Origin of the sequence: Bacillus sp. FJAT-49736 (assembly GCF_018343615.1) — a bacterium.
In the GTDB taxonomy this organism is placed as follows: Bacteria; Bacillota; Bacilli; order Bacillales; family Bacillaceae_C; genus Margalitia.
The window spans coordinates 133604-157482 of sequence record NZ_JAGYPI010000005.1; the positions used below are offsets into that span (position 1 = coordinate 133604).

The window sequence follows — 23879 nt, forward strand, 5'->3', positions numbered from 1 at the left end:
TCACTGATTTCACAGTCAATCAAGATTATAAAAAACGGGATAGCGGGCAGAATTCCCAATATGACCACTTACTTAATCTTTGGAAATAATAAAAGAGACCCGTCCTAAAAGGGCGGAACCTCTAAAAAATTTTATATCACTGTATTCAAAGTTGACTTTAAGCTACTATAGATTGTTTCCCAAACAGAAGTATCTTGTGTAAACGCTGCATGCATTTTTGCGAAAACTTCTTTTTGTTTTTCATCGAAGCTTGGGTCTTCCTTTGAAGGAAGGACAGAGCGCAATTCCATCACCATTTCCTGAATCTTAGGTGCACGAGGTCCCCATTTGGCAACTTCATTACCTGTTTTATCAATAAAGATAAAAATAGGAATAGAACGTGCTGTACCATTAGTTAAGTATTGATCCATTAGCTCTAGGTTTTGATCTCTTAAAAGCATATGGACATCTATATTGGCTGCTTCCGCAAGTTTTAATAGAATAGGCACATTCACCATAGCATCCCCGCACCAATCCTCTGTTAAAACAATAGCTCGTAAGCCTTTTTCACTGAGCGCATTTAAAAAAGCCTCGTCCTCCTTTTGCAAACGGAAGCCATCATAAATCGATAGAAGACTATCTTTATGTACCTGCATTGAATCAATATATTCCTTTGCAGTCATGCCTTTTTCAAACCATTCATGTAAAGCGGTCATTTCGATCACTCCTTTTTATCTTCATTATATATGACAAGAGCGGAAATTACACTTTTCAGATTCTGTCTGTTTAATTTGCCTTTTTATATTGAATAATGTTACGGCTTTTTACCTTTAAATAATGCTCCTTGCAAAAATATCCAAGCAGCTTTTCACTCTTCCAGTCATAAACAGGCAACACAAAATCAATTCCTTCGCCTGTTTTTTTCAAACAATATGCACATGTTTCGGTAAATTTAAATTGGCCTAAACACATTGTTTGTACTCACACCCTTATGTTTATTTACATCTTCTTTTTACCACCAAAAGATTAAAATTAACTTAGAAGTGCATGGCTTTTTTTCGACAAATTTCTTATATTGTAGGTGATTTTGAAATCTGTACGGTTTAAAAAATCAGCGTCCATCCTAGTGGTTAGTGATTTTCCTTTTTTAAAACGGAAATCTAGTCGATTTTTTATCGTTCTTTTTATGAGGCTCTATTTGTGTTCCACGAATTCCTCTATTAATTACTCAACCTTCTTCCTTTTTTCAGCGTTCTTATTGGTATTTACAGCGTATCCACTAGAGTTCAGCGACTTCTCTCCATTTTTGCGCACCTCAACTTGATTTCTCCACTTTCACCCTAAAATTCGGCATTCTACTCACTGTTTTCGGCGTTCTTCCTATCTTTTTCGGCGTTTTCTTCGATTTTTCCGCAACTCTTAACTGATTTCTCCACTTCTACCCTAAAATTCGGCACTCTACCCTCTCTTTTCGGCGTTCTTCCTATCTTTTTCGGCGTTTTCTTCGATTTTTCCGCAACTCTTAACTGATTTCTCCACTTCTACCCTAAAATTCGGCACTCTACCCTCTCTTTTCGGCGTTCTTCCTATCTTTTTCGGCGTTTTCTTCGATTTTTCCGCAACTCTTAACTGATTTCTCCACTTTCACCCTAAAATTCGGCATTCTACTCACTGTTTTCGGCGTTCTTCCTATTATTTTCGGCGTTTCCTCCAATTTTGCCGCAACTCTTAACTGATTTCTCCACTTTCACCCTATAATCCGGCACTCTACCCTCTCTTTTCGGCGTTCTTCCTATCTTTTTCGGCTTACCCCAAAATAAAAAAGGCAGACTTCAATTGAAATCTACCTTTTCTATCATTATCTTTTATTCAATTCTTGTACTAACAATTTATTTACCATTGGTGGGTTTGCTTGTCCTTTAGTTGCTTTCATAACTTGTCCAACTAAAAACCCCACTGCTTTTGCTTTACCGCTCTTATAATCATCTATAGATTGTTGGTTAGAATCTAGTATCTCTGTAATCACTTTTAAAAGGGCACTCTCGTCAGAAATTTGCACCAACCCTTTATCCTTCACGATTTGTTCTGGGTCTCCGCCGTTTTCTACAAGTTCCTTGAATACGGTCTTAGCTATTTTAGATGAGATAGTTCCGTTCTCGATAAGCTTAATCATGCCGGCTAAGCCTTCCGGTGTTAATGAAATATCATGAAGCTCCTTCTGCTCTGCATTCAAATAAGCGGAAAGCTCACCCATTATCCAGTTAGAAGCTTGCTTCGCTTCGCTTCCAGCTGCAACCGTCGCTTCGAAGAAATCAGCCATTTCCTTTGTTACCGTTAACACTCCTGCATCATAAACGGGTAATCCAAGCTCTTCAACATAGCGTTTCTGGCGTTGATCCGGAAGCTCAGGAATCTCAGCACGAACTCTTTCCTTCCATTCCTCATCGATGAAAATCGGAACTAAATCCGGCTCCGGAAAATAACGATAATCATCTGATCCTTCCTTCACCCGCATTAATAGCGTATGGCCAGTTGCCTCATCAAAACGGCGTGTTTCTTGTTCAATCACGCCGCCCGATCGAAGAATTTCCTCTTGGCGCTTTTGTTCAAATTCCAAGCCTTTACGGACAAAGTTAAAAGAGTTTAAGTTTTTAAGTTCTGTCTTTGTTCCAAATTCTTTCTGACCCTCTGGCCGTAGAGAAATATTTGCGTCACAGCGTAGTGAGCCTTCTTCCATCTTACAATCGGAAACGCCTGTATATTGAACGATGGATTTCAATTTTTCCAGATAAGCATATGCTTCATTTGGTGTTCTGATATCTGGCTCAGATACAATCTCAATTAATGGTGTACCTTGACGATTATAATCTACAAGTGAATAGCCGTCAGCGGTATGCATAAGTTTACCAGCGTCTTCTTCTAAGTGAATACGAGTAATTCCAATCTTCTTTTTATAACCATCTACTTCTATCTCTATCCATCCATGCTCCCCTATTGGGTGGTCAAATTGAGAGATTTGATACGCTTTTGGATTATCTGGATAAAAGTAATTTTTTCGATCAAATTTTGTTTCCGTTGCGATTTGGCAGTTCAATGCCATTGCTGCCTTCATTCCAAATTCAACAGCTCGCTTATTTAATACTGGCAAAACACCTGGGTACCCAAGGTCAACAACATTTGTATTTGTATTAGGATCTGCTCCGAAATGAGCTGGTGCGGAAGAAAAAATCTTGGAATCTGTTTTTAATTCCACATGTACTTCAAGTCCTATAACCGTTTCGTATTTCATTTTTTTCACCCCTTACAGCTGCGGTTTTTTTGTATGATAATCGGTTGCTTGTTCAAATGCGTGAGCGACTCGATAAACTGTACCTTCATCAAAATGCTTTCCGATAATTTGCATACCAATTGGCAGACCCTTCGCGAAACCACATGGAATGGATATTCCCGGGACTCCCGCAAGATTTACTGGGATGGTCAATAGATCCTCCGCATACATGGTTAGTGGATTCGCAATTTTTTCCCCAATTTTAAAAGCCGGGGTTGGAGTCGTAGGTCCAATAATTACATCATACTTTGCAAAAACATCATCAAAATCCTTTTTAATTAAGGTGCGGACTTGTTGTGCTTTTTTATAATAGGCATCATAATAACCGGAGCTTAAGGCAAAGGTTCCAAGCATAATACGGCGTTTAACCTCTTCTCCAAATCCCTCTGAACGGGTTTTCTTATATAATTCTAACAAGTTCTCTGCATTTAGTGTGCGGTACCCGTAACGCACACCGTCAAAACGGGATAAGTTGGAGGATGCCTCAGATGAGGATAAAAGATAGTAAGCTGCTACACCATACTTAGAATGTGGCAGTGATACTTCTTCCCATGTTGCACCTAAACCTTCGAGAGTTTTCAGCGAAGTAAGCACAGCCTCCCGAACCTCTGGACTTACTCCTTCACTTAAATATTCCTTCGGGACAGCAATCCTTAATCCTTTTACATCGCCGGTAAGCGAAGCTAGATAGTTCGGTACTTCAACATTTGCAGATGTAGAATCGTGCTTGTCTCCTCCGGCAATTACTTGTAACAGATAAGCATTGTCTTCTACCGTTCTCGTTATCGGACCAATTTGATCAAAGGAAGAGGCAAATGCAACAAGTCCAAAGCGCGATACTCGGCCATATGTTGGCTTCAGTCCTACAACCCCGCAAAATGCCGCTGGTTGTCTAATAGACCCACCTGTATCTGAACCTAATGAAAAAGGTATCTCCCCGGCGGCAACTGCTGCAGCGGAACCTCCTGAAGATCCACCTGGAACTGCTTCTAAATTCCACGGATTAAATGTTTTATGGAACCCTGAATTTTCCGTTGATGAACCCATTGCGAATTCATCCATATTCAATTTTCCAATTGTTATCGTACCGCTCTTATGTAATTTTTCCATGACCGTCGCATCATAAATAGGATTAAAGTTTTCAAGAATTTTACTCGCACATGTTGTACGCAATCCCTTTGTCACGATATTATCCTTAATTCCAATTGGCAATCCAAATAGAGGATTCCTCGATGCTTCTGTTCCTACCTGTTCGTCTAGTTGCTGTGCGACATTACGGGCATTTTCTTCATCTAATGTTAAGAAGGCCTGAACTTTCTGCTCGACATCCCCAATTCTTTTAAATGATTCATCTACCAATTCAGATATCTTTACTTCCTTTTTATGTATAAATTCATGCAGCTCTGAAATCTTATGTTCGAAAAGCGACACCTTATTTCCCTCCCTACTCCATTATGGATGGTACCCGAATTTGCCCATCCTTGTGATCTGGTGCATTCTTTAGTACTTCCTCACGTGGAAGTCCCTCTTCCGCCTCATCCTCGCGCATCACATTATGAATATTTAATACATGGGAGGTTGGCTTTATCCCTGAAGTATCAACTTCATTCAGCAGTTCTGCCAGATTAATAATGTCATCTAACTGTTTTGTGAATTTTTCAGCTTCCTGTTCCTTTATATCCAGGCGCGCCAAATTTGCAACATGATATACTTGTTCCTTTGAAATTCTTGACATATCCAATGGCTCCTCGCGATAATAATTTATCTTTGATAATATCAGAATCGTATATAAATAAGCAAGGACAAGCCTTCATTAGACTTGTCCTTACCTAACATCAATTATTCTCCAATTTTACCCTTGTCTTCACCATCTTGATTGGAAGCAAGGTTCCAATTAAAGCAAGGATTGCACAACCCACAAAAATACTTGATATTCCTTTTAATGCAACTGCTGAAATAATTCCAAATACCACTAAATCGCAAATAGAATCTAAGATCGAAAGCAGGGATATCGTTGTTGCTCTTACTTCCGATGGAATAATATCATTGCTCAGCTGCGAATAAATAGGATATCTGATTGCGCGCACAAATTTTAATACAAAGAAAGCCCCCAGAACAAGCCAAAGTGTTTCACCGTACATCGCGGATAGTAGAAGTCCGACAACTGCTAATATACCGGTAATATTCATCAATAGTACTCTGGAAAATCGATCACACAGCCATCCAACTGAATGAGAGGCAAAATAGCCAATAATAGCTGCAACCGCATAGACAATTCCAATTAAATAAACCGGTAAGCCTGCATGAGTAAACAATGGCTGATTGAAGTTTTCATATACTGCACTGGCAGGGATAAATACGAGCGTTACATTTAAAAACATATATAACAGCTGAGGTGCTTCTTTTATTACCTTTAACCCTTCTGTTACCTGTTTAAAAGGATTCTCACGGTATGGAGTAAAAGAACTTGGGTTTTTAATCCAAAAGAGCAGGATTAGCTGGACACTATAAAAAACCAATCCCAACGCAATTAATAATTGAAACTGACCTTCCTTAAGATCCTTGGCAATATAGGCTCCAAAAAGAACGGCAATCATTGCTGAAATAAATCCGGCTGATTGAATTTTCCCCATCGCCCTATCCATTAAATGCTGTTCATCACTTTCCTTCAAGGATTCATAAATCAATGCTTCATCTGCCCCAGAAAAGAAGGTAACCGACAAGCCGTTCAATGCACTGTACAAAAAGAAAAGTCCTGGCGAATGCGCAAAAAACAGCAAACTATAGCTAATTATATTAATTAGAGCCCCTGCCAAAAAGGACTTTTTAGCTCCAAAACGGTCTGCAAATATACCGGAAGGAACTTCCCCCAGCATAACCGCAACACTCCAAAACATTAACACTACTAAAATATCTTTTTCGCTAAGGCCGCGTTCCATATAGAAAAGTGTTATCACCGGCTGTAAAAAGCTCATAGTCGAAAAAAACTGCACCCAAAATAATATAGATATATTGTGTTTTGCAATCGTATTCTTCTTCATTATTTTCTCCCACTTCATTTAATATTTTTTTTAGAAGAAGCAGGAGTGTTTACATTCTATTAAAAATTATTCACTCCTACTTCTTGATTCAGCAATCTTGTACTCATTTTTGTCATTGGTATTTCCTCCTTGTAAATAGTTATGAATATTATAACAGATGTAAATATTCATTATGTATAGTTTTTAAATATGCCTTTTACAAATACCTCCACGTGCTTATATATTATCTCCAAGTTTTCAGCGATACACTTTACAATATTCCTCTTCTATTCAGCTCTAAGGACAAATCCCAACACTTCCACCAAGGTATTTCCTTTATAAAATGATATAAATAAAAAAATCCGAGCTAATCACCCGGTTGAATACAAGTAAATTTACCTTTCGGCACTATGTAAATTTCTCATTGTTCTATCCATTCATAAATTCCATGTCCTACCTTTGTAACCTCAGGGTATCTGTCCATTAAAATCTTTAATATGACAGTGGTATTTTTCACATCAATTTCGTTTTCGGTTAGAAGCCTTTTAACCTCCGCTGTCCTCATCTTTTTTTTATTCTTTAAATTAGACAAAATAAGATAATCTTTATACTGGGGGTTTTTCTTTATTGGCGGTACACTAAGTAATTCCGCAGCTGTAATTTTCTTAGAGCGAGATCTTGGACGACGTTCCATTACGATAGCTGCCTCTTCCTCTGATTTTCTTGTAATTTCCTTTTCTTCGGTAGAAACGTCGTAATATTGTCCCCTTATACTTCTTCTTATTTCATCAATCTTTGAAAAAATATCGGCGCCTTCTGCATTAGTAGGTTCCAATCCAAGTTCTACTTTCTGCTCATAGATTTCTTCATGACTATTATCAGCTTCCATATTAAGAGAATCCAATTCTCGCAACCTGTTAAATAATTTTTCATATTCTGTTCGAATAGCTTTTGATTCCTCCTGCAGTTGTAGCATCCGCAAATGAATGGCTTTCCTTTCATTCCATTCCTGTTCTAAATTCAAAAATATCCACCTCTTTTCAATTTTTGGTTTTTCACCTTCTATTTTACAACTATTAAACCAGCTAATATATAAAATATTTAAAATTGTGAATATTTTACTAGTTTCAAACTAAATATATAAAAAATTCACCCAGTAAAGGATGAATTTTCCTAAATATCATTAACTTGTAAACTGCTCTTCCTCCGTCGAGCCTTTTAAGGCGGTAGTCGAGGACGAGCCTCCAGTGATTATCAAAGAAACCTCATCAAAATATCCTGTACCTACTTCCCGTTGATGTCTTGTGGCAGTGTAACCGTATTTTTCATTGGTGAATTCTCGCTGTTGCAATTCGGAATAGGCGGACATTCCTCTTTCTTTATATCCTTTTGCAAGCTCGAACATACTATTGTTCAGTGCATGAAAGCCAGCTAAGGTAACAAACTGAAATTTGTAGCCCATTTTCCCGAGCTCTTTTTGAAAGGATGCAATTGTTTCTTCACCAAGTTTTCTTTTCCAGTTAAAAGAAGGTGAGCAATTATACGCAAGCAATTTACCAGGGAACCTTTCATGAATTGCTTCTGCAAATTGTTTTGCCTCCTCCAGATTAGGCTCAGAGGTTTCACACCAAATTAGATCTGCATAAGGAGCATATGCTAATCCTCTGGCGATCGCCTGATCAATACCGGCTATCGTTCGATAAAAACCCTCTGAAGTTCTTTCACCAGTAATAAACTTCTCGTCACATGGATCTACATCACTAGTAATTAAATCGGCAGCATTTGCATCTGTCCGTGCAATTAATACTGTTGGTACTCCCATTACATCTGCTGCAAGACGTGCAGATATCAAATTCCGGACGGCTGTTTGGGTTGGAAGCAACACCTTCCCTCCAAGATGACCACATTTCTTCTCAGACGAAAGCTGGTCTTCAAAATGTACAGCTGCCGCCCCAGCTTCTATCATTGACTTCATTAATTCAAATACATTTAATTGCCCGCCAAATCCTGCTTCAGCATCTGCAACAATTGGGACAAACCAATCAGTCGAAGTGTTTCCCTCTACATGCTCAATTTGATCCGCACGCTGCAATGCCTGATTGATTCTCTTTACCACATGCGGGACACTGTTCGCGGGATACAAGCTTTGATCAGGATACATATGACCTGCTAGGTTTGCATCGGCAGCAACCTGCCACCCGCTGAGGTATATTGCCTTTAAGCCTGCTTTCACCTGCTGTACAGCCTGGTTCCCAGTCAAAGCTCCAAGTGCTGGAACATATTCCTCCGTATGGAGTAATTCCCATAACTTTTCCGCTCCCCTGCGCGCCAAAGTGTGCTCAATATCAACAGTACCCCTTAGCTTAATCACCTCTTCTGCGCTGTATTTTCGCGTAATCCCTTTCCATCTCTCTGCCATTTCCCATTCATTTTGCAGCCTTTCCACTCTTTCGTTCATTTTCTTCCGTCCTCCTTATAAAATCTCGTAACCTGGTATGGTTAAAAATTCAATAAAATTTTCTTCCTGTATTAGCCGATCAAATAGTTGCACTGCCTCATCAAAACGTCTTGCCCTATACTCAATGTCTCCGATATCTCTGCAAATCTTTTCCATCTCCTCATCTCTCATTTCCTCATACATTTCCATCGTTATTTTTCGACCGTCCTCTAGCACACCTTTAGGATGCCGTATCCACTGCCATATCTGCGCACGGGAGATTTCAGCTGTTGCTGCATCCTCCATTAAATGATTAATCGGTGCTGCCCCGTGTCCGCTTAACCATGACTCAATATATTGAATCCCCACGCTTATATTTTGACGAACTCCATCCTCTGTAATAGAGCCAGTCGGTATCTCTAATAAATCGTATTCTGTTATTTGGATGTGTTGTTGTTTGGATGAATGTATTTGATTTGGTGTCGGCATTTCACGATTGAAGACATCCATGGCAACAGGAACCAGACCTGGATGTGCCACCCATGTGCCATCGTGGCCATCACGCGCTTCCCTTTCTTTATCCGCCCTCACCTTTGCAAATGCTTCCTCATTTTTCTTTGCATCATTTTTAACCGGAATTTGTGCAGCCATGCCACCGATTGCAGGTGCCCCTCTGCGATGACAGGTTTGAATAGTTAATAGTGAATAAGATCTCATGAAAGGTACTGTCATTGTTACAACCGATCTGTCTGGTAAAATCACATTCTCCTGATTTCGAAGCTTTTTTATAAAGCTAAAAATATAATCCCAGCGCCCGCAATTCAAACCTGCGGAATGCTCTCTCAATTCATATAAAATTTCATCCATTTCAAACGCTGCCATAATAGTTTCAATAAGAACCGTCGCTTTAATCGTCCCTTTCGGTATTCCGATGTATTTCTGCGAGAAAAGGAATATATCATTCCAAAGCCTTGCTTCAAGATAACTTTCCAGTTTCGGCAAATAAAAATAAGGACCAGTTTCATTTTCGGTTAGGCGAACAGCATTGTGGTAAAAATACAAACCAAAGTCGAAAAGACTCGCAGAAATTGGTTTTCCATCTACTGTCACATGCTTTTCTTCTAAATGCCATCCGCGTGGTCTTACAACTAATACAGCTGTATTTTTATTAAGCTCATATTTTTTCCCACTAATCCCTTCATACGTAATTGTCCTATTAACCGCGTCTCTTAAATTAATTTGTCCTTCCAATACATTGCCCCACGTGGGTGAGGTCGCATCTTCAAAACATGCCATGAATATCTTAGCTCCAGAATTAAGAGCATTAATAACCATTTTTCGATCAACGGGTCCAGTTATTTCCACACGCCGATCACGTAATTCCTCCGGTAGTGGTGCAATCGACCATTCGCCTTCACGAATATGCTTCGTTTCTGATAAAAAGTGAGGAAGAACTCCCTTATCCAATTCTTTTTGTCTATCATTTCTTTTCTGTAACAGTTGCCTTCTTTTTTCACCAAAATGTCTCTCAAGCTGTTCCACAAAATGAAGCGCCTTAGGAGTCAGTATCTCCTCAAATCCGGGCTTAAGCTCCCCAACTACTACTATCCCACTTGTTTGTGTGCTCATTTCTTCACCTCGTATTATGTTATAATACAGTTTAACAAACATATTTGTATTATATAACAGATGATTCGAAATGCAACCACTTTTCAGAATCTTTCGGTCGATTTATTACGACAACAAATAGCAAAAATTTAAATTACTGCAAAAAAAAACTGCTAACAAATGAAAATTGTCAGCAGTTTTTTTTCTATTGATAAATATGAACAAAAGGTTCTTTCTGATCCGGTTCCCGCACTATCAGAGCCTTTGGACCATTTACAGAAGTTACGCTAATTTCTAAAGATATGTGATCTGGAAAATCACTAATTAATCCAGTAATATACTGAGTGAATCCGACTACTTCGGATTGACCATAAAACTGCATTGGGATTTCAATATCCAACTTTGTTAACTGTCCATCTTCATATAGTCCTCGGCCAACCACACCGTTATAATTTGGAAAATATTTCTCCACATCGTCTTTAAAATTATTAAATGATTGAGAGTCATCACGATAATCTTTATCCACTTGATCCGATGGGAATAAGTAATACTTTTCTTTCACCGATTTCCACTTATCAATGGATGAACTTCCATTTGTAACAGTCGTATAAGCAAAAAAGTTTCCTGGTACAACGGAATCTGTTCCCTTTTGTTCATATAGTGCAATGGTAATAGGAACATTTTTCAACCCATCGATATTACGGATTCGTTTTATGACTTCCTGTGCAATGCTTTTTCCATGGCTTGCTACCTGTGCATGACTAATTGTTTTATCGTAGGTAGCACCATATTGTTGTTTTTGATAATAGTAAACAGAGTTTAAAGCTAGTCCAATTACGACTCCGCCTAGTTTCACTGTATTTTTATTCGTTTTAATTAAATAATCCTGTTCTAAAATATGTGCTAAATAAATTGGTGTGCTCGCTGCATCCTTACCGCTTGCCACCGGATTTAGCCCCACATTTTCTTCGGGTTTTAACTTCTGAGCTTTTAATTGCTGCGAAGTGTATTTTCTATTTAGCCAGGATAACACAGTACTTTTATCTAAATACTGTCCTTCTTGGAACAAATAGTCATCTGGCGAAAATTGATTTTGTGCGACTCGCATTAGTCCTGTTTCAAACTCATCTATGTCATAGCGAGTGTTCAAATTACTTACCGTAAGTCCTCGCGATTTGCTTGGTTTGAAAGGAAGGATTGTTCGATAGTATTGATTAGAAATTTGATAGTTTGGAACAATCGCTGTTTCCTTTTTATTATTTTTCTTTTGTACAATTTGATCTTGCTTACTAAAATTCGGTGCACAACCTGCTGTTAATACAACAGCTAGGAGCACCGGCAACCACTTTTTCATGCAAATGCCACCTTATTTCACAATAAGTGCCTGTTCACACTTATATTCAATTTTGCTAAGCAGATATACCACCTATATAAAGACTACTCTAGCATATAAAAAGTTTCAATTCATTCCCCAAATTCTTGAAGCATTCTTTCTTCGTCCCAAATTTCAATTCCTAATTCCTGAGCCTTTGTCAATTTTGAACCAGCTTCTTCACCGGCAATCACGATATCTGTCTTTTTACTTACACTTCCCGTTACATTTGCACCTAGTGCTTCCAGCTTGTCCTTCGCCTCATTCCTTGTAAGCTTTTCCAGCTTTCCAGTTAGGACAATCACCTTTCCAGCTAGACTTGATTCAATTGTACTGGTATCCACAGGCTTAGGTCCAAGATACTCCATATTTAATCCAAATGCTTTTAATTCACTAATTAACTCACGAGCATCTTCATTTTCAAAATAAGTAAAAATAGAATCTGCCATCTTCTCACCAATATCTTGAATATCTGTCAATTCTTCTTTGGTTGAGGACATAAGCTGATCCATCGTACCAAAACGCTGAGCCAAGGTTTTGGCTGCTTTAGCTCCAACATGACGAATTCCTAAGCCAAACAATAATTTTTCTAGGGAATTCTGTTTAGACTTCTCAATAGCCTCAAGAAGATTGGCAACAGACTTTTCTCCCATTCTTTCTAATGCAAGAAGCTGATCCCTTTGCAGGCCATAAATATCTGCTACATCTTTAATAAGTTCATAATTAAATAATTGACTAATAACTTTTTCTCCTAATCCATCAATGTTCATCGCATCTCTGGATACAAAGTGAATAAGGCCTTCCCGAATTTGAGCGGGGCACTTCGGATTGATACAACGCAGGGCTACTTCTCCTTCTAATCGGACTAGTTCACTCTCACACTCAGGACAATGGGTTGGCATGGAAAATTGTTTTTCATCGCCAGTTCTGCGTTCGGCCAATACATTCACTACTTCTGGAATAATATCTCCGGCCTTTTTAATGACTACATGATCGCCGAGCATAATATCTTTTTCACGAATTAAATCTTCATTATGAAGAGAAGCCCTCTTAACGGTTGTTCCCGCTACTTTTACCGGCTCTAAAATAGCAGTAGGAGTGATGACACCTGTTCTGCCAACGCTTAATTCGATATCCAATAGCTTTGTCACCACTTCTTCAGCTGGGAACTTGTACGCAATTGCCCATCTTGGGCTTTTAGCGGTTGTACCAAGTGCTTGCTGTTGTTGCAATGAATTAACCTTAATAACAATTCCGTCAATTTCATACGGAAGATTTGGACGTTCTGTTGTCCACTTCTCTACATATTGGATAACCTCATCAATGCTTGCACACTTTTCTCTTTCTTTATTAACTTTGAACCCGAGCCTTTCTAATAAATCTAATCCGTCACTATGGGTAGTGACACCCGCTTCTGTAAAATCGCCGATCGCATATAGAAAAATATCTAAATTTCTTGATGCTGCAATTTTTGGATCCAACTGTCTTAAAGAGCCTGCTGCTGCATTTCTTGGATTAGCAAATGGTTCTTCACCGTTTTCCTCTTTTTGTTGATTAAGGTTTTCAAATGATCTCTTCGGCATATAAGCCTCTCCACGAACCTCAATCGACATAGGTTGGTTAAGGCGCAGGGGAATAGAGCGAATAGTTCTCAGATTGGAAGTAATATCCTCTCCAATTGTCCCATCACCCCTTGTAGAACCTTGACGGAATAAACCTTGCTCATACCGGAGAGAAATCGCTAAGCCATCAATTTTCAATTCACAAACATACTCGACATCTTCTCCCACTCCTTGCTTTACACGACGGTCGAAATCACGCAAATCCGCTTCATTAAAAGCATTTCCTAAACTCAACATTGGAATTTGATGTTCTACCTTTGTAAAAGCAGAAAGGATTTCTGCACCGACCCGTTGAGAAGGGGAATCCGGTGTTACCAGGTCTGGATATTCATTTTCAATTTGCAGCAATTCCTGCATAAGGCGATCATATTCCGCGTCTGGAACAGATGGGTTATCCAGTACATGATACTCATAATTATATTGAGTTAAAAGACGATGAAGTTCCTTAATCTGCTGCTCAGCAGTCTGTCTATCCATAGCTACAGCTCCTTATTTCAATATTAAACCTTTTGAATTGGTGCAAACTCCGCCAGTAACCGTTTAATGCCGATTGGACTTGGAAAGGCAATATCAAGCTCCATCGATTGATCTTTTCCTTTTACACTAACAACGGTTCCGATGCCCCATTTCTTGTGTTCCGCCTTATCCCCAACCTTCCATTCCAGTCCATCTGCTCCACTACTTACTGGAACAGGTCGGGCTACAGGACGATTCAATTGTCTCTGTTGTGTTGTAAATGGGCTCCTTTGTTTTGCTTCCTTGTGTAGAACCTCTAGCAATTCCTCCGGTATCTCACTAATAAAACGTGACACAGGATTCATATTTGTCCGACCAAATAATGTCCGCATGGCTGCATTCGTTACATATAAATCCTGTTCGGCACGAGTAATTCCTACATATGCAAGACGTCTTTCTTCCTCCATCTCGACCTCTTCCATTAATGAACGAGAATGCGGAAATACTCCTTCTTCTAATCCGATTAGAAAAACAACCGGAAATTCCAAGCCTTTGGCAGAGTGGAGAGTCATTAAGACAATCGCATCATTATTGTCTTCCTCTTTTTCTTCTAGGCGATCAATGTCTGCAACTAAGGCCAGGTCCGTTAAAAAGCCGACTAAGCTTTTATCTTCTCCAGTTTCTTCAAAGCTTTTGGTAACAGATAAGAATTCATCGATATTTTCAAGTCTGCTTTGTGCTTCCAATGACTTTTCCGCTTGCAGCATTTCACGGTAGCCGGACTTGTCCAAAATTTCATCCACCAACTCCGTTACTGATAGATACTCCTGCATTTGTGTATAGTTCTTGATTAATTCATAAAACTCATATGCAGCCTTCGCAACTTTTGCACTTACACCAATAAAATCAATTTCCTTCAGTGCAGCAAACACGGATATATCATTATCTGCCGCGTATCGGGCAATTTTATCATAGGAGGTAGAGCCGATTCCACGCTTCGGTACATTAATCACACGTTGCAAGCTGATATCATCATCTGGATTAGCAACCAAACGTAAGTAGGCAAGGATATCCTTTATTTCTTTTCGGTCGTAGAATTTAATGCCCCCAACAATGTGGTAATCAATATTGGATTTTAGTAAAACTTCTTCCATTACACGTGATTGGGCATTAGTACGGTAAAGAATAGCAATATCGGATAATTTGCGCTCACCCGAATCCACCATTTCTTTTATTTTCCCTGCCACAAATTGGGCCTCAGATTGTTCACTATCCGCTCGATAATAGCAAATCTTCTGTCCTTCATCATTTTCCGTCCATAATTTCTTTGGCTTTCTATTAGCGTTATTTTTTATTACTTCGTTTGCGGCATGAAGAATTCTTTTCGTTGAACGGTAATTTTGCTCAAGCATAATGACTTTAGCGCGTGGATAATCCTTCTCAAAGGAAAGGATATTTGCAATGTCTGCCCCACGCCAACGGTAAATTGACTGATCTGAATCCCCTACCACACATATATTTTGAAATCTGGATGCCAGCATTTTAACGAGCATATACTGTGCCCTATTCGTATCTTGGTACTCATCCACATGAATATATTGAAACTTTCGTTGATAATATTCCAACGTTTCAGGAACTCGATTAAATAGATGAATCGTCATCATAATAAGGTCATCGAAGTCCAGTGCTTGGTTTTTGCGAAGACGTCTTTGATACTCCTCGTATACATCACTAACCACTTGTTCATAATAGCCTCCAACAAGCTTAGAATATTCCTCAGGGGTTACTAATTCATTCTTCGCACTGCTTATTGTTCCAAGAATAGCACGGGGCTCAAATTTTTTCGGGTCAATATTCTTATCTTTTAAGATGCCTTTAATAACGGATTGCTGATCTGTTGGATCTAGAATAGTAAAATTACGATTAATGCCGATTCGGTCAATATCACGTCTTAGAATTCTTACACACATGGAGTGAAAAGTGGAAATCCATACTTCCTCTGCTGCACCGCCCATAATTTTTCCGATACGATCCTTCATTTCGCGTGCGGCCTTATTAGTGAAGGTTATCGCTAAGATATTATATGGATTCACTCCCTTTTCCACCATTAAATAGGCGACACGGTGTGTAAGTACGCGAGTCTTTCCACTACCTGCACCTGCCATGATTAATAGGGGTCCATCCGTTGATTTTACTGCCTCCTGTTGCTCAGGATTTAATCCTGTAAGCAAACGATCTGTTAAAAATTTCATTCCTTTTCACCACCAGAACATTTGTTCTTAATTATATCGTTTTCTATTTTATGTGTCTATTACTACTAGCAATCTTCATGAGCTTTATATTTATGTCTAGAAAGCTATACTTTTCCATTAAAATAAGAAAAGATGTCCAAATTCAAATCATAATCATTAGAGTCTTAATATTAAGCGTTATTTATTAACGGTTTGGACTGTTTTTAAAGCCTGATTAATGTCTTCATAAACAATATTGCCCACTACAATTACATCAGCATACTGAATCATTTCTTCTGCCTGCTCTACGGATTTGATTCCGCCGCCATAAAATAATTTTGTATTTGTTAAATGTTTCTTCACCGCTTTTACGATCTCAGCATCACCGTAAGCACCACTATATTCTAAATAGAAGATAGGCATCTTAAATAGATTTTCAGCCATCATGGCATATGCTTCCACATCTTCTTTACTTAAATTTGTTATAGATTGTGTGAGTTTTGCCGCCTTGCAATCACTATTTAATATACAATATCCTTCTACTAAAACTTCTTCCCAATCCATTAATTCACCGTATTCTTTTACAGCTTCATGATGTACACCCTTAATCCATTTTGCATCTTCACTATTTAAAACAGTTGGGATAAAATATAAATCGAAGCCAGGTGTGATGGATTCCAAATTGGAGATTTCCAATACGCACGGGACTGTATACCTGCGTACACGCGCCATTAAATTCAAGACATTTTCCAATGTGACTCCATCTGTACCGCCAATAATTACAGCATTCGTTCCGGATTCACATATTTTTTCTAAATCGTGATCAGAAATCTCCTTATTCGGGTCAAGCTTAAAGGCGTGTCGCCATTCGCGAACGTCATACATCGATTGATCCTCCATTCCTTTATTCCATACATCATTATAGCATTTGTGTTAACCTGCAAAAAAGATTTTCCGGCAAGCAATTTTATGTCCTAGCTCGGGGCATCTTTTCTAACAAAGATACTCATTCTTTACAAAAAACATCCCGCTACTAAGGTTTTCAACTGGAAAACAACAAAATTTAAGAAAAGAGCCTTAGGAAATATTCTTATATAAAACTTTGAAAATACTTGTTACTGAAGATACAGTTTCGTCCTATTTAAAAATTAAGTTGATCAAATAATAGGCAAAAAGTCATCCTTTTTTCTCAATTTTTTATTTCTTTTAGGAAAACTTGAAAGAAAATGAGTATTTTATGCTCCATATTTCATGTTATTTTCCCAAGTTAATTGTCCTATAAAGTGTGTTATTATAACATTAAGAAGTTCACCCAGCAAAAAATTTGTAAGGAGGAGTTAAAATGCGTAAGAAAACAACCCCATCGAAAATTACTAAAAAAGACATTGATTCCTTAATTTACAAAATTGATATTCTGCTGAATGATAAAAAGGAGCCAAAGCTTCAAAAAGTTAAATTGTCCGTATGACCATTGACACAGACTAATAGACATACATTATTGGAAGCTAATATTTTCATACCGCAGGGAAATAATCTTTCCCTGCATTATATTCAAATTAAAAAGTTAATAAATCTCTTAAAAGTTTTCTTATTATTACCACTTTAAATAATATTTGCGCTATAATGTATTATAGGTGGTTAATATGAACATTGGTGCAATTATTAAATTAAATCGCATAAAACAAAACCTAACTCAAGAGGAACTTGCCGAAGGAATCATTTCTATTTCCTATTTATCTAAAATCGAAAACGGCAAGATCGAACCTAACGATGAAGTCATCAAGCTCCTCTGTCTAAGACTGGGGATAGAAATCAACAGACAAATCGATGACGAAACAAAAGCCTTATGTCACGATTGGTTCCGACTGCTATTGTCAAATAATGATGTAGAAAGATTGAAAGAGAAGTATAAAGAGATAAAAGAATATTCTAACTCAATTGAAGACTTAGAGTTACAAATTCTACTAAAGATTCACTTAATCAGATACTTTCTAAAAACAGGTGACTTTAAACAAGCACTTGACCAAATTAATTACCTTCGTGATTTCAATAAAACTTTTACTTTAGAGCAAAAATATTATTGGAGTAAGTTCAATGGAAACTACTACTATCTGAATAATGAGTTTAATGAAGCGATTAAATATTACACAATTGCACAGGATCTAGTAATTAATTTAGAGCTTTCTGATGAAGAAATTGCAGATTTGGAATATTCATTGGCACTTACATACAGCAAATTACGGATTACATCTTTAGCATTACGATCATCTTATAAAGCTCTAGAAATTTATAGACAAATATATAATTTTTCACGTTGTGCTGAATGTCACTTATTATTAGGAATTTCCTATCGTAGAATTAACAACCACGATGAAGCAATTAATAATTATGAATTAGCAAAAAAGTTAGCCGAACAAATTCATGACAATGAAATAATACAGTTAACTCATTTAAATTTAGGATATTTATTTTACGTTCAAGGAAATACTGATAAGGCAATTGAACATTTAGATAAAATAGTAAATGAAATTGATGTATCTTTAGATGACCGTCTTTTAGCTTTAACATCCATCATTGATGAGTCATATAGAAGGGATAACTTTGTAGAAGCAAAAAAAAGGATTTCTGAGGCTTTAAGTTGGTTAAATGATAGTAATAAAGATCAATATCTCTCATATTATTATGAAATAAAGACTTATCTTTATCTAATTGAAAAAGACGATGAAAACTTTGAAAATATGATGGTTAATGAGTTTATTCCATATTTAAAAGAACAAAAAAATTATGCTAAGTTGACAGAATATGCAGAACTACTTGCAAACCATTTCGAAAAGTTTCATAAATATAAAAACGCTACAAATTACTATAAACTTGTCAACTTTTCATATAAACAAATAACGCAAATATAGGGAGGAACGACTAAAATGAAAAAGGTAATTATGACTTTTGTTATTGGTACATTTCTAGTAGGTGGGTTTGTGTTTGCTAATCATACACAATTAAATAGTTCTAAAGATAATGTAAAATACTTAGGTGCAGGTGGAGAGAAGGAACCCAAACTATTCTCTACTTTTAGCGCATCATTCTATTCATTTGAATCTTAATAATTGAGAAAAAAAAAGATAACTGATGTTATCTTTTTTTAATTTTTTATTAGTAATTCCACCAAATCCCCCACAGATCCATGAACAATCTCTACTTCCGGCAAATGATAAAAAGTTGTTGCCAAAGTCTCCTGTCCACTCACTGAGCCTGGGGAAAAAATATATATCCTCCCAACTCTCGAACCAATGGCTATGCCTAGTTCTGTATGGCTTCCCTTTCCGCCTGGGAGAACAAGAATAAAAATGTCGCTTTCTAAAACTGCTTCCTTCTCCTTTACCCCTATTTTTCTTAATTCTTCTTCTGCTGAGGTTCTTTCGTTTTGGGTCCAGTCATAAGTTTGCTGCATACCTATTTCTACAAGTTTTCTAGAAAGATTTCTGACAGTCTCTACATTTTGAAAGCTTGAAGCAATATAAAACTTCATTTTTCTTCTCCTTACGATTGTGTTTTATAATAATCTTCCTTAGCTAAGAGGTCCTTTTTTACCACTGGCCATTCCTCTGCTGTAATAGAATATACGCACGCATTTCTGATATACCCATTCTGTAAAATTCTTTCGTTTCGGAGGATTCCTTCTTTTTTCGCTCCCAGTCTCTCAATTGCCTTCTGAGAGCGAACATTTCTTTCATCTGTTTTGAACTGGACACGAATCATGTGAAGTTCTTCAAAACAAAATTGGAGCAGGGTTAACTTACAAGCAGTATTGACAAAGCTGCGCTGAAATTTTTTAGCATACCATGTTGAGCCAATTTCGCAGGATCTATTTTGAAAATCAAACCCATAAGTCCGAGTAGTGCCGATTATTTCTCCGGTTTCCTTCAAACGAACCACATAAGGCAGAAGCTGTTCATTTTCTCTCCCATTAATAGCTGCATTAACCCAATTCTCCATTTCTTCTAATGAACTGACTCGAAGTAACATAAAGTCCCATATACTTGGGTCATTAATATCCAGTAAGGCTTTCGCATGGGATTCTTCCATAGGTATAAGCTGTAGACGGTTATGATCTAGTACAGGCTGATTATTAAATAGTTTTCCCATTACCATTTTCCCTCTCATTCAAAATATATCCTCTTCCATTCATCCCACGCTTGCAAATATCGTGGTAAATCATGTGGATGGTGGGCAATACATCTAGAGATCCGGATATATAATCCAATTATCACATTTTCTATTACTTCATTTTCAGAAACAGGAAATATTAGTGCAATTGCCGCTTCCATTATCGTTTCCTTCGATAAATCATTTGGTGTGGAACAAAAAGCATATACCAAATCAAAAATTGGCGCTCCAATAACCGGGGTTGGATCAATGACTCCACAAAGCTTTCCATTTTCAAAAAGAAAATTATGAACTCCACAGTCACCATGTAATAAAAAAGGTTCATTCGAAGAACGTTTACCAATTAATGAAAGGACAAGCAGATAGTCTTCTTTGCTTAAAACGGAAGTCAGACGCTCTTTCGCAAACGCTGCCTCCGATAATAAATAATTCTGCCATGAGTCAGTAGGGGCATCCATATAACCCCACTTATGTGTTTCCGAAAATGGCTCGTAATGATTAATTACCGTACTAACCAATTCTTTCAAAGCATTTTTATAACTTCCTGGATTCATCTCACCAGTTATAAATGTATATAGAATATAGTTGAAGGCAGGGTCGGTATATATTAATCTTGGAAACATTTGAATCTCTTGATAAAAACTCAAAAAGTAAGATTCTGCTTCTATTACTTGGGGCTTGTTTGCCTTAATTACAATTCTTTGTCCATCCTCTATTATTAAAAGCCCAACTTGACTCGAAGTTCCGCCATTTAACATTCTAATATCCAATATTTTATTTTCGATAACCTTTTCCTTTATCAATTCTTTTAAAATAGATTCCATCCTTACACCTCTACGGATACGAAATGAGCACTGGATAATATAGGAACAGTAGGGTATAAATCGAGTCTACTTGCATGAATTACATCTTGTTCGTACCCCTTTTGCCGAAGTTCCCGGCCACTTCCACATTCCCATAATAAATCTTGAATTCTATGTTCCACACTTTTAAAAGCATTTGCGCATAACTCTGCCTCGGGAGACAATTCTCCCTTTACATTCGATAAGATTGCACCCGCTCCAAGATAATCCTCTATTGCAGGTCTCAAACTATTTTCCCCATCAGTTACATTATCCCAACGCTCACCACAAGCAATTATGGTAATTGCAGAACCGGTATTATCCTGTAATTGATTAGCATATGAAGCTACAGCACTAGAATTTAATAAACTACCAATTAATAAAACAGAAGCTTTCCCAGCAACCCATGAGCAAAGTGCTCCATTTAAAGAGCATAATACATATTTATTATTCCTATGGGTATGGTTAAAAGTAATAGGTGATAGTGTAGGGCTACCGCATTTTATCGATTCAGCTCTTCCTAAAATAAGTTCAGCTCCTACCTTCATTGCATATTCCAATTCTTTTCCATCCTTATAAAACGGATATGGATATATAATTGCACCATGATGAATGGCTGTGACAACAGTAGAGGAGAAACTTAATATATCCACAACTATGATTATATCGCCACGTTCTGCGGCCTCTCTTGCGCCACGTGCACCCCACTCAATGCGACATGGATAAGGAGATTGATCGAACAATGCATCGCCCCCTAAAAATCAAACTCTTTTAAAAATTATACCACCCAAATGGTGAATGCTAAATGCTTTAGTTCTTTTATAAAACAGGTTATTATCAATAACCCCACCCTATTTTCATCTAGGCTTTTTTCATCTCGCAATCATATTTCCGGTGCTAAATTAATAAATATATAGGGTCAACACATTTATATAATCTTAAAAGGTATTTGTATTTTATATTTATTAATAATAATTATAAATAAATATTGATTTTTATTTTAGCATAGTTATAATAATAGTAAGCTATAAAATTATGAAGAGGTGGTTTTAATAATGAGTACGAACAATAACAAGCTTACAACTAGCTGGGGAGCACCAGTTGGAGATAATCAAAACTCTATGACTGCAGGTTCTCGAGGTCCTACTTTACTGCAAGATGTTCATTTACTTGAGAAATTAGCGCATTTTAACAGAGAAAGAGTTCCGGAACGTGTTGTACATGCTAAGGGTGCTGGTGCACATGGCTATTTTGAGGTTACGAATGACGTTACAAAATATACAAAAGCAAAGTTTTTATCAAAGGTAGGGAAAAAAACACCTTTATTTATTCGTTTTTCTACCGTTGCCGGTGAAAATGGATCAGCAGATACGGTTCGAGACCCAAGAGGATTCGCTGTAAAATTTTATACTGAGGATGGCAACTATGATATTGTTGGAAACAACACACCTGTATTTTTCATTCGCGATGCGATAAAGTTCCCTGACTTTATCCATACACAAAAAAGACATCCTGCTACACACTTAAAAAATCCGGATGCCGTTTGGGACTTCTGGTCCTTATCACCCGAATCTTTACATCAGGTTACCATCCTTATGAGTGACCGCGGAATTCCGGCAACATTTCGTCATATGAATGGGTATGGCAGCCACACCTTTAAATGGGTCAACTCCGATGGTGATGGAGTTTGGATTAAGTATCATTTTAAAACAGAACAAGGCGTAAAGAATTTGGCGGTAGATGTTGCAACAAAGCTTGCGGGCGAGAATCCTGATTACCATACAGAGGATCTCTATAATGCTATCGAAAAGGGAGATTTCCCTGCATGGAAGCTTTATGTTCAAATTATGCCTTTAGAGGATGCAGATACGTATCGATTTGATCCTTTTGATGTAACAAAGGTTTGGTCTCAGAAGGATTACCCACTAATGGAGGTAGGACGGATGGTATTAAATAAAAATCCGGAAAACTATTTCGCTGAGGTAGAGCAAGCGACTTTCTCGCCAGGAACTTTAGTGCCAGGTGTCGATGTATCACCCGACAAAATGCTTCAAGGGCGTCTATTTGCTTATCATGATGCACATAGATATCGTGTTGGTGCAAATCATCAATTACTACCTATCAATCGGGCCAAAAATGAAGTGAATAATTATCAGCGAGATGGACAAATGCGCTTTGACAATAATGGAGGCGGGTCTGTCTACTATGAACCGAACAGTTATGAGGGTCCTACAGAATCTCCTGAAGACAAACAAGCTGCTTACTCCGTATCCGGTGTTGCCGATAGTGTTGCTTATGATCACAATGATCACTATACCCAAGCCGGTGACTTATATCGATTATTAAGTGCTGAAGAGAAAACAAGACTGATCCAAAACATTGTTGCGGCCATGAAACCAGTTACGAAAGAAGAAATTAAGCTCCGCCAAATCACTCATTTTTACAAAGCGGACCCAGAATACGGAACACGAATTGCAGAAGGCCTCGGTTTACCAGTACCACAGCTAGTATAATAGTTTTAAAAGGTATCCATATTAGAATATGGATACCTTTTTTTAATAAAAAAGTTGTCGAAAAAAAGAAATTTCATGTGACAAAAACTACAAGCTTTTACCATTCTATTTCTCGGGAAATGGTTTAATATATGATGTTCTTTCCCTTTTAATCAAACGTTTGATTGATCTATAAGATTGTAGAATATTATCGAATTCTAAAGAATTTACGATTGTCCAATTGATTCTCTTTCAGATATTTAGGAATAAAAAACTATGTTATATGCGACATATCGATAAAAAATATCGCTCAAAGTAAATAGAC

Annotated in this window: 21 protein-coding genes; 4 read left to right on the forward strand and 17 right to left on the reverse strand. The window is 37.6% G+C overall.

Going from position 1 to position 23879, the window contains the following annotated elements:
- Window positions 1-131: 131 nt before the first annotated feature.
- The 13 genes from KHA87_RS20385 to pcrB form a co-directional block, all read right to left on the reverse strand.
- Window positions 132-695, reverse strand: coding sequence for a thioredoxin family protein (locus KHA87_RS20385; protein ID WP_213095983.1), 564 nt, complete (start codon window positions 693-695; stop codon window positions 132-134).
- A gap of 70 nt (window positions 696-765) precedes the next feature.
- Complete coding sequence (locus KHA87_RS20390) at window positions 766-951, reverse strand: hypothetical protein (protein ID WP_213095984.1); 186 nt, start codon at window positions 949-951, stop codon at window positions 766-768.
- 886 nt (window positions 952-1837) lie between these two features.
- The gene (gene gatB, locus KHA87_RS20395; RefSeq protein WP_213095985.1) at window positions 1838-3268 is read right to left on the reverse strand and encodes an Asp-tRNA(Asn)/Glu-tRNA(Gln) amidotransferase subunit GatB; all 1431 of its coding nucleotides are present in this window, start codon (window positions 3266-3268) and stop codon (window positions 1838-1840) included.
- A 12-nt stretch (window positions 3269-3280) separates the two neighbouring features.
- The gene (gene gatA, locus KHA87_RS20400) at window positions 3281-4738 is read right to left on the reverse strand and encodes an Asp-tRNA(Asn)/Glu-tRNA(Gln) amidotransferase subunit GatA (protein WP_213095986.1); all 1458 of its coding nucleotides are present in this window, start codon (window positions 4736-4738) and stop codon (window positions 3281-3283) included.
- 13 nt (window positions 4739-4751) lie between these two features.
- Window positions 4752-5042, reverse strand: coding sequence for an Asp-tRNA(Asn)/Glu-tRNA(Gln) amidotransferase subunit GatC (gene gatC / locus KHA87_RS20405; protein WP_213095987.1), 291 nt, complete (start codon window positions 5040-5042; stop codon window positions 4752-4754).
- A 100-nt stretch (window positions 5043-5142) separates the two neighbouring features.
- On the reverse strand, window positions 5143-6348 hold the full coding sequence (locus tag KHA87_RS20410; RefSeq protein ID WP_213095988.1) for an MFS transporter: 1206 nt from the start codon (window positions 6346-6348) through the stop codon (window positions 5143-5145).
- 400 nt (window positions 6349-6748) lie between these two features.
- Window positions 6749-7351, reverse strand: coding sequence for a Rok-like winged helix domain-containing protein (locus KHA87_RS20415; protein WP_213095989.1), 603 nt, complete (start codon window positions 7349-7351; stop codon window positions 6749-6751).
- A 159-nt stretch (window positions 7352-7510) separates the two neighbouring features.
- The gene (gene aceA / locus KHA87_RS20420; protein WP_213095990.1) at window positions 7511-8785 is read right to left on the reverse strand and encodes an isocitrate lyase; all 1275 of its coding nucleotides are present in this window, start codon (window positions 8783-8785) and stop codon (window positions 7511-7513) included.
- Between the two features lie 15 nt (window positions 8786-8800).
- Window positions 8801-10393, reverse strand: a complete 1593-nt coding sequence (aceB, locus tag KHA87_RS20425) for a malate synthase A (protein ID WP_213095991.1) — start codon at window positions 10391-10393, stop codon at window positions 8801-8803.
- A gap of 184 nt (window positions 10394-10577) precedes the next feature.
- Window positions 10578-11726 carry a CamS family sex pheromone protein gene (locus tag KHA87_RS20430; RefSeq protein ID WP_213095992.1) on the reverse strand — a complete coding sequence of 383 codons (1149 nt, stop codon included), beginning with the start codon at window positions 11724-11726 and terminating at the stop codon, window positions 10578-10580.
- 110 nt (window positions 11727-11836) lie between these two features.
- The gene (gene ligA, locus KHA87_RS20435) at window positions 11837-13843 is read right to left on the reverse strand and encodes an NAD-dependent DNA ligase LigA (RefSeq protein ID WP_213095993.1); all 2007 of its coding nucleotides are present in this window, start codon (window positions 13841-13843) and stop codon (window positions 11837-11839) included.
- A 23-nt stretch (window positions 13844-13866) separates the two neighbouring features.
- The gene (gene pcrA, locus KHA87_RS20440) at window positions 13867-16074 is read right to left on the reverse strand and encodes a DNA helicase PcrA (RefSeq protein ID WP_213095994.1); all 2208 of its coding nucleotides are present in this window, start codon (window positions 16072-16074) and stop codon (window positions 13867-13869) included.
- 177 nt (window positions 16075-16251) lie between these two features.
- Window positions 16252-16938, reverse strand: coding sequence for a heptaprenylglyceryl phosphate synthase (gene pcrB / locus KHA87_RS20445; protein ID WP_213095995.1), 687 nt, complete (start codon window positions 16936-16938; stop codon window positions 16252-16254).
- A 457-nt stretch (window positions 16939-17395) separates the two neighbouring features.
- Between pcrB and KHA87_RS22490 the strand changes: the two genes are divergently transcribed.
- From KHA87_RS22490 to KHA87_RS20455, 3 genes are all read left to right on the forward strand, one after another.
- Complete coding sequence (locus tag KHA87_RS22490; RefSeq protein WP_283249473.1) at window positions 17396-17521, forward strand: hypothetical protein; 126 nt, start codon at window positions 17396-17398, stop codon at window positions 17519-17521.
- A gap of 175 nt (window positions 17522-17696) precedes the next feature.
- A complete protein-coding gene (locus KHA87_RS20450; protein ID WP_213095996.1) occupies window positions 17697-18962 on the forward strand; it encodes a helix-turn-helix domain-containing protein in 1266 nt (421 codons plus the stop codon).
- 15 nt (window positions 18963-18977) lie between these two features.
- Entirely contained in the window at window positions 18978-19157 is a 180-nt protein-coding gene (locus tag KHA87_RS20455; RefSeq protein WP_213095997.1) for a hypothetical protein, read from the forward strand.
- Window positions 19158-19195: 38 nt separating this feature from the next.
- On the opposite strand, the gene KHA87_RS20460 is transcribed toward KHA87_RS20455, so the two are convergent.
- The 4 genes from KHA87_RS20460 to KHA87_RS20475 are packed head-to-tail and all read right to left on the reverse strand — an operon-like array spanning window position 19196 to window position 21805.
- The gene (locus KHA87_RS20460; protein ID WP_213095998.1) at window positions 19196-19582 is read right to left on the reverse strand and encodes a group-specific protein; all 387 of its coding nucleotides are present in this window, start codon (window positions 19580-19582) and stop codon (window positions 19196-19198) included.
- Between the two features lie 11 nt (window positions 19583-19593).
- The gene (locus KHA87_RS20465) at window positions 19594-20199 is read right to left on the reverse strand and encodes a GNAT family N-acetyltransferase (RefSeq protein ID WP_213095999.1); all 606 of its coding nucleotides are present in this window, start codon (window positions 20197-20199) and stop codon (window positions 19594-19596) included.
- 14 nt (window positions 20200-20213) lie between these two features.
- Complete coding sequence (locus KHA87_RS20470; RefSeq protein ID WP_213096000.1) at window positions 20214-21044, reverse strand: aminoglycoside phosphotransferase family protein; 831 nt, start codon at window positions 21042-21044, stop codon at window positions 20214-20216.
- 2 nt (window positions 21045-21046) lie between these two features.
- A complete protein-coding gene (locus KHA87_RS20475) occupies window positions 21047-21805 on the reverse strand; it encodes a 2-phosphosulfolactate phosphatase (protein ID WP_213096001.1) in 759 nt (252 codons plus the stop codon).
- A gap of 312 nt (window positions 21806-22117) precedes the next feature.
- On the opposite strand from KHA87_RS20475, the gene katA reads away from it, so the two are divergent.
- Complete coding sequence (gene katA, locus KHA87_RS20480) at window positions 22118-23575, forward strand: catalase KatA (protein ID WP_213096002.1); 1458 nt, start codon at window positions 22118-22120, stop codon at window positions 23573-23575.
- Window positions 23576-23879 lie beyond the last annotated feature (304 nt).

Bases quoted from the DNA above. Each gene is read 5' to 3' on its own strand.
- KHA87_RS20385 (WP_213095983.1), bottom strand. From the start codon at position 695: ATGACCGCTTTACATGAATGGTTTGAAAAAGGCATGACTGCAAAGGAA.
- KHA87_RS20390 (WP_213095984.1), bottom strand. From the start codon at position 951: ATGTGTTTAGGCCAATTTAAATTTACCGAAACATGTGCATATTGTTTG.
- gatB (WP_213095985.1), bottom strand. From the start codon at position 3,268: ATGAAATACGAAACGGTTATAGGACTTGAAGTACATGTGGAATTAAAA.
- gatC (WP_213095987.1), bottom strand. From the start codon at position 5,042: ATGTCAAGAATTTCAAAGGAACAAGTATATCATGTTGCAAATTTGGCG.
- KHA87_RS20410 (WP_213095988.1), bottom strand. From the start codon at position 6,348: ATGAAGAAGAATACGATTGCAAAACACAATATATCTATATTATTTTGG.
- aceA (WP_213095990.1), bottom strand. From the start codon at position 8,785: ATGAACGAAAGAGTGGAAAGGCTGCAAAATGAATGGGAAATGGCAGAG.
- aceB (WP_213095991.1), bottom strand. From the start codon at position 10,393: ATGAGCACACAAACAAGTGGGATAGTAGTAGTTGGGGAGCTTAAGCCC.
- KHA87_RS20430 (WP_213095992.1), bottom strand. From the start codon at position 11,726: ATGAAAAAGTGGTTGCCGGTGCTCCTAGCTGTTGTATTAACAGCAGGT.
- ligA (WP_213095993.1), bottom strand. From the start codon at position 13,843: ATGGATAGACAGACTGCTGAGCAGCAGATTAAGGAACTTCATCGTCTT.
- pcrA (WP_213095994.1), bottom strand. From the start codon at position 16,074: ATGAAATTTTTAACAGATCGTTTGCTTACAGGATTAAATCCTGAGCAA.
- pcrB (WP_213095995.1), bottom strand. From the start codon at position 16,938: ATGTATGACGTTCGCGAATGGCGACACGCCTTTAAGCTTGACCCGAAT.
- KHA87_RS22490 (WP_283249473.1), top strand. From the start codon at position 17,396: ATGCGTAAGAAAACAACCCCATCGAAAATTACTAAAAAAGACATTGAT.
- KHA87_RS20450 (WP_213095996.1), top strand. From the start codon at position 17,697: ATGAACATTGGTGCAATTATTAAATTAAATCGCATAAAACAAAACCTA.
- KHA87_RS20455 (WP_213095997.1), top strand. From the start codon at position 18,978: ATGAAAAAGGTAATTATGACTTTTGTTATTGGTACATTTCTAGTAGGT.
- KHA87_RS20460 (WP_213095998.1), bottom strand. From the start codon at position 19,582: ATGAAGTTTTATATTGCTTCAAGCTTTCAAAATGTAGAGACTGTCAGA.
- KHA87_RS20465 (WP_213095999.1), bottom strand. From the start codon at position 20,199: ATGGGAAAACTATTTAATAATCAGCCTGTACTAGATCATAACCGTCTA.
- KHA87_RS20470 (WP_213096000.1), bottom strand. From the start codon at position 21,044: ATGGAATCTATTTTAAAAGAATTGATAAAGGAAAAGGTTATCGAAAAT.
- katA (WP_213096002.1), top strand. From the start codon at position 22,118: ATGAGTACGAACAATAACAAGCTTACAACTAGCTGGGGAGCACCAGTT.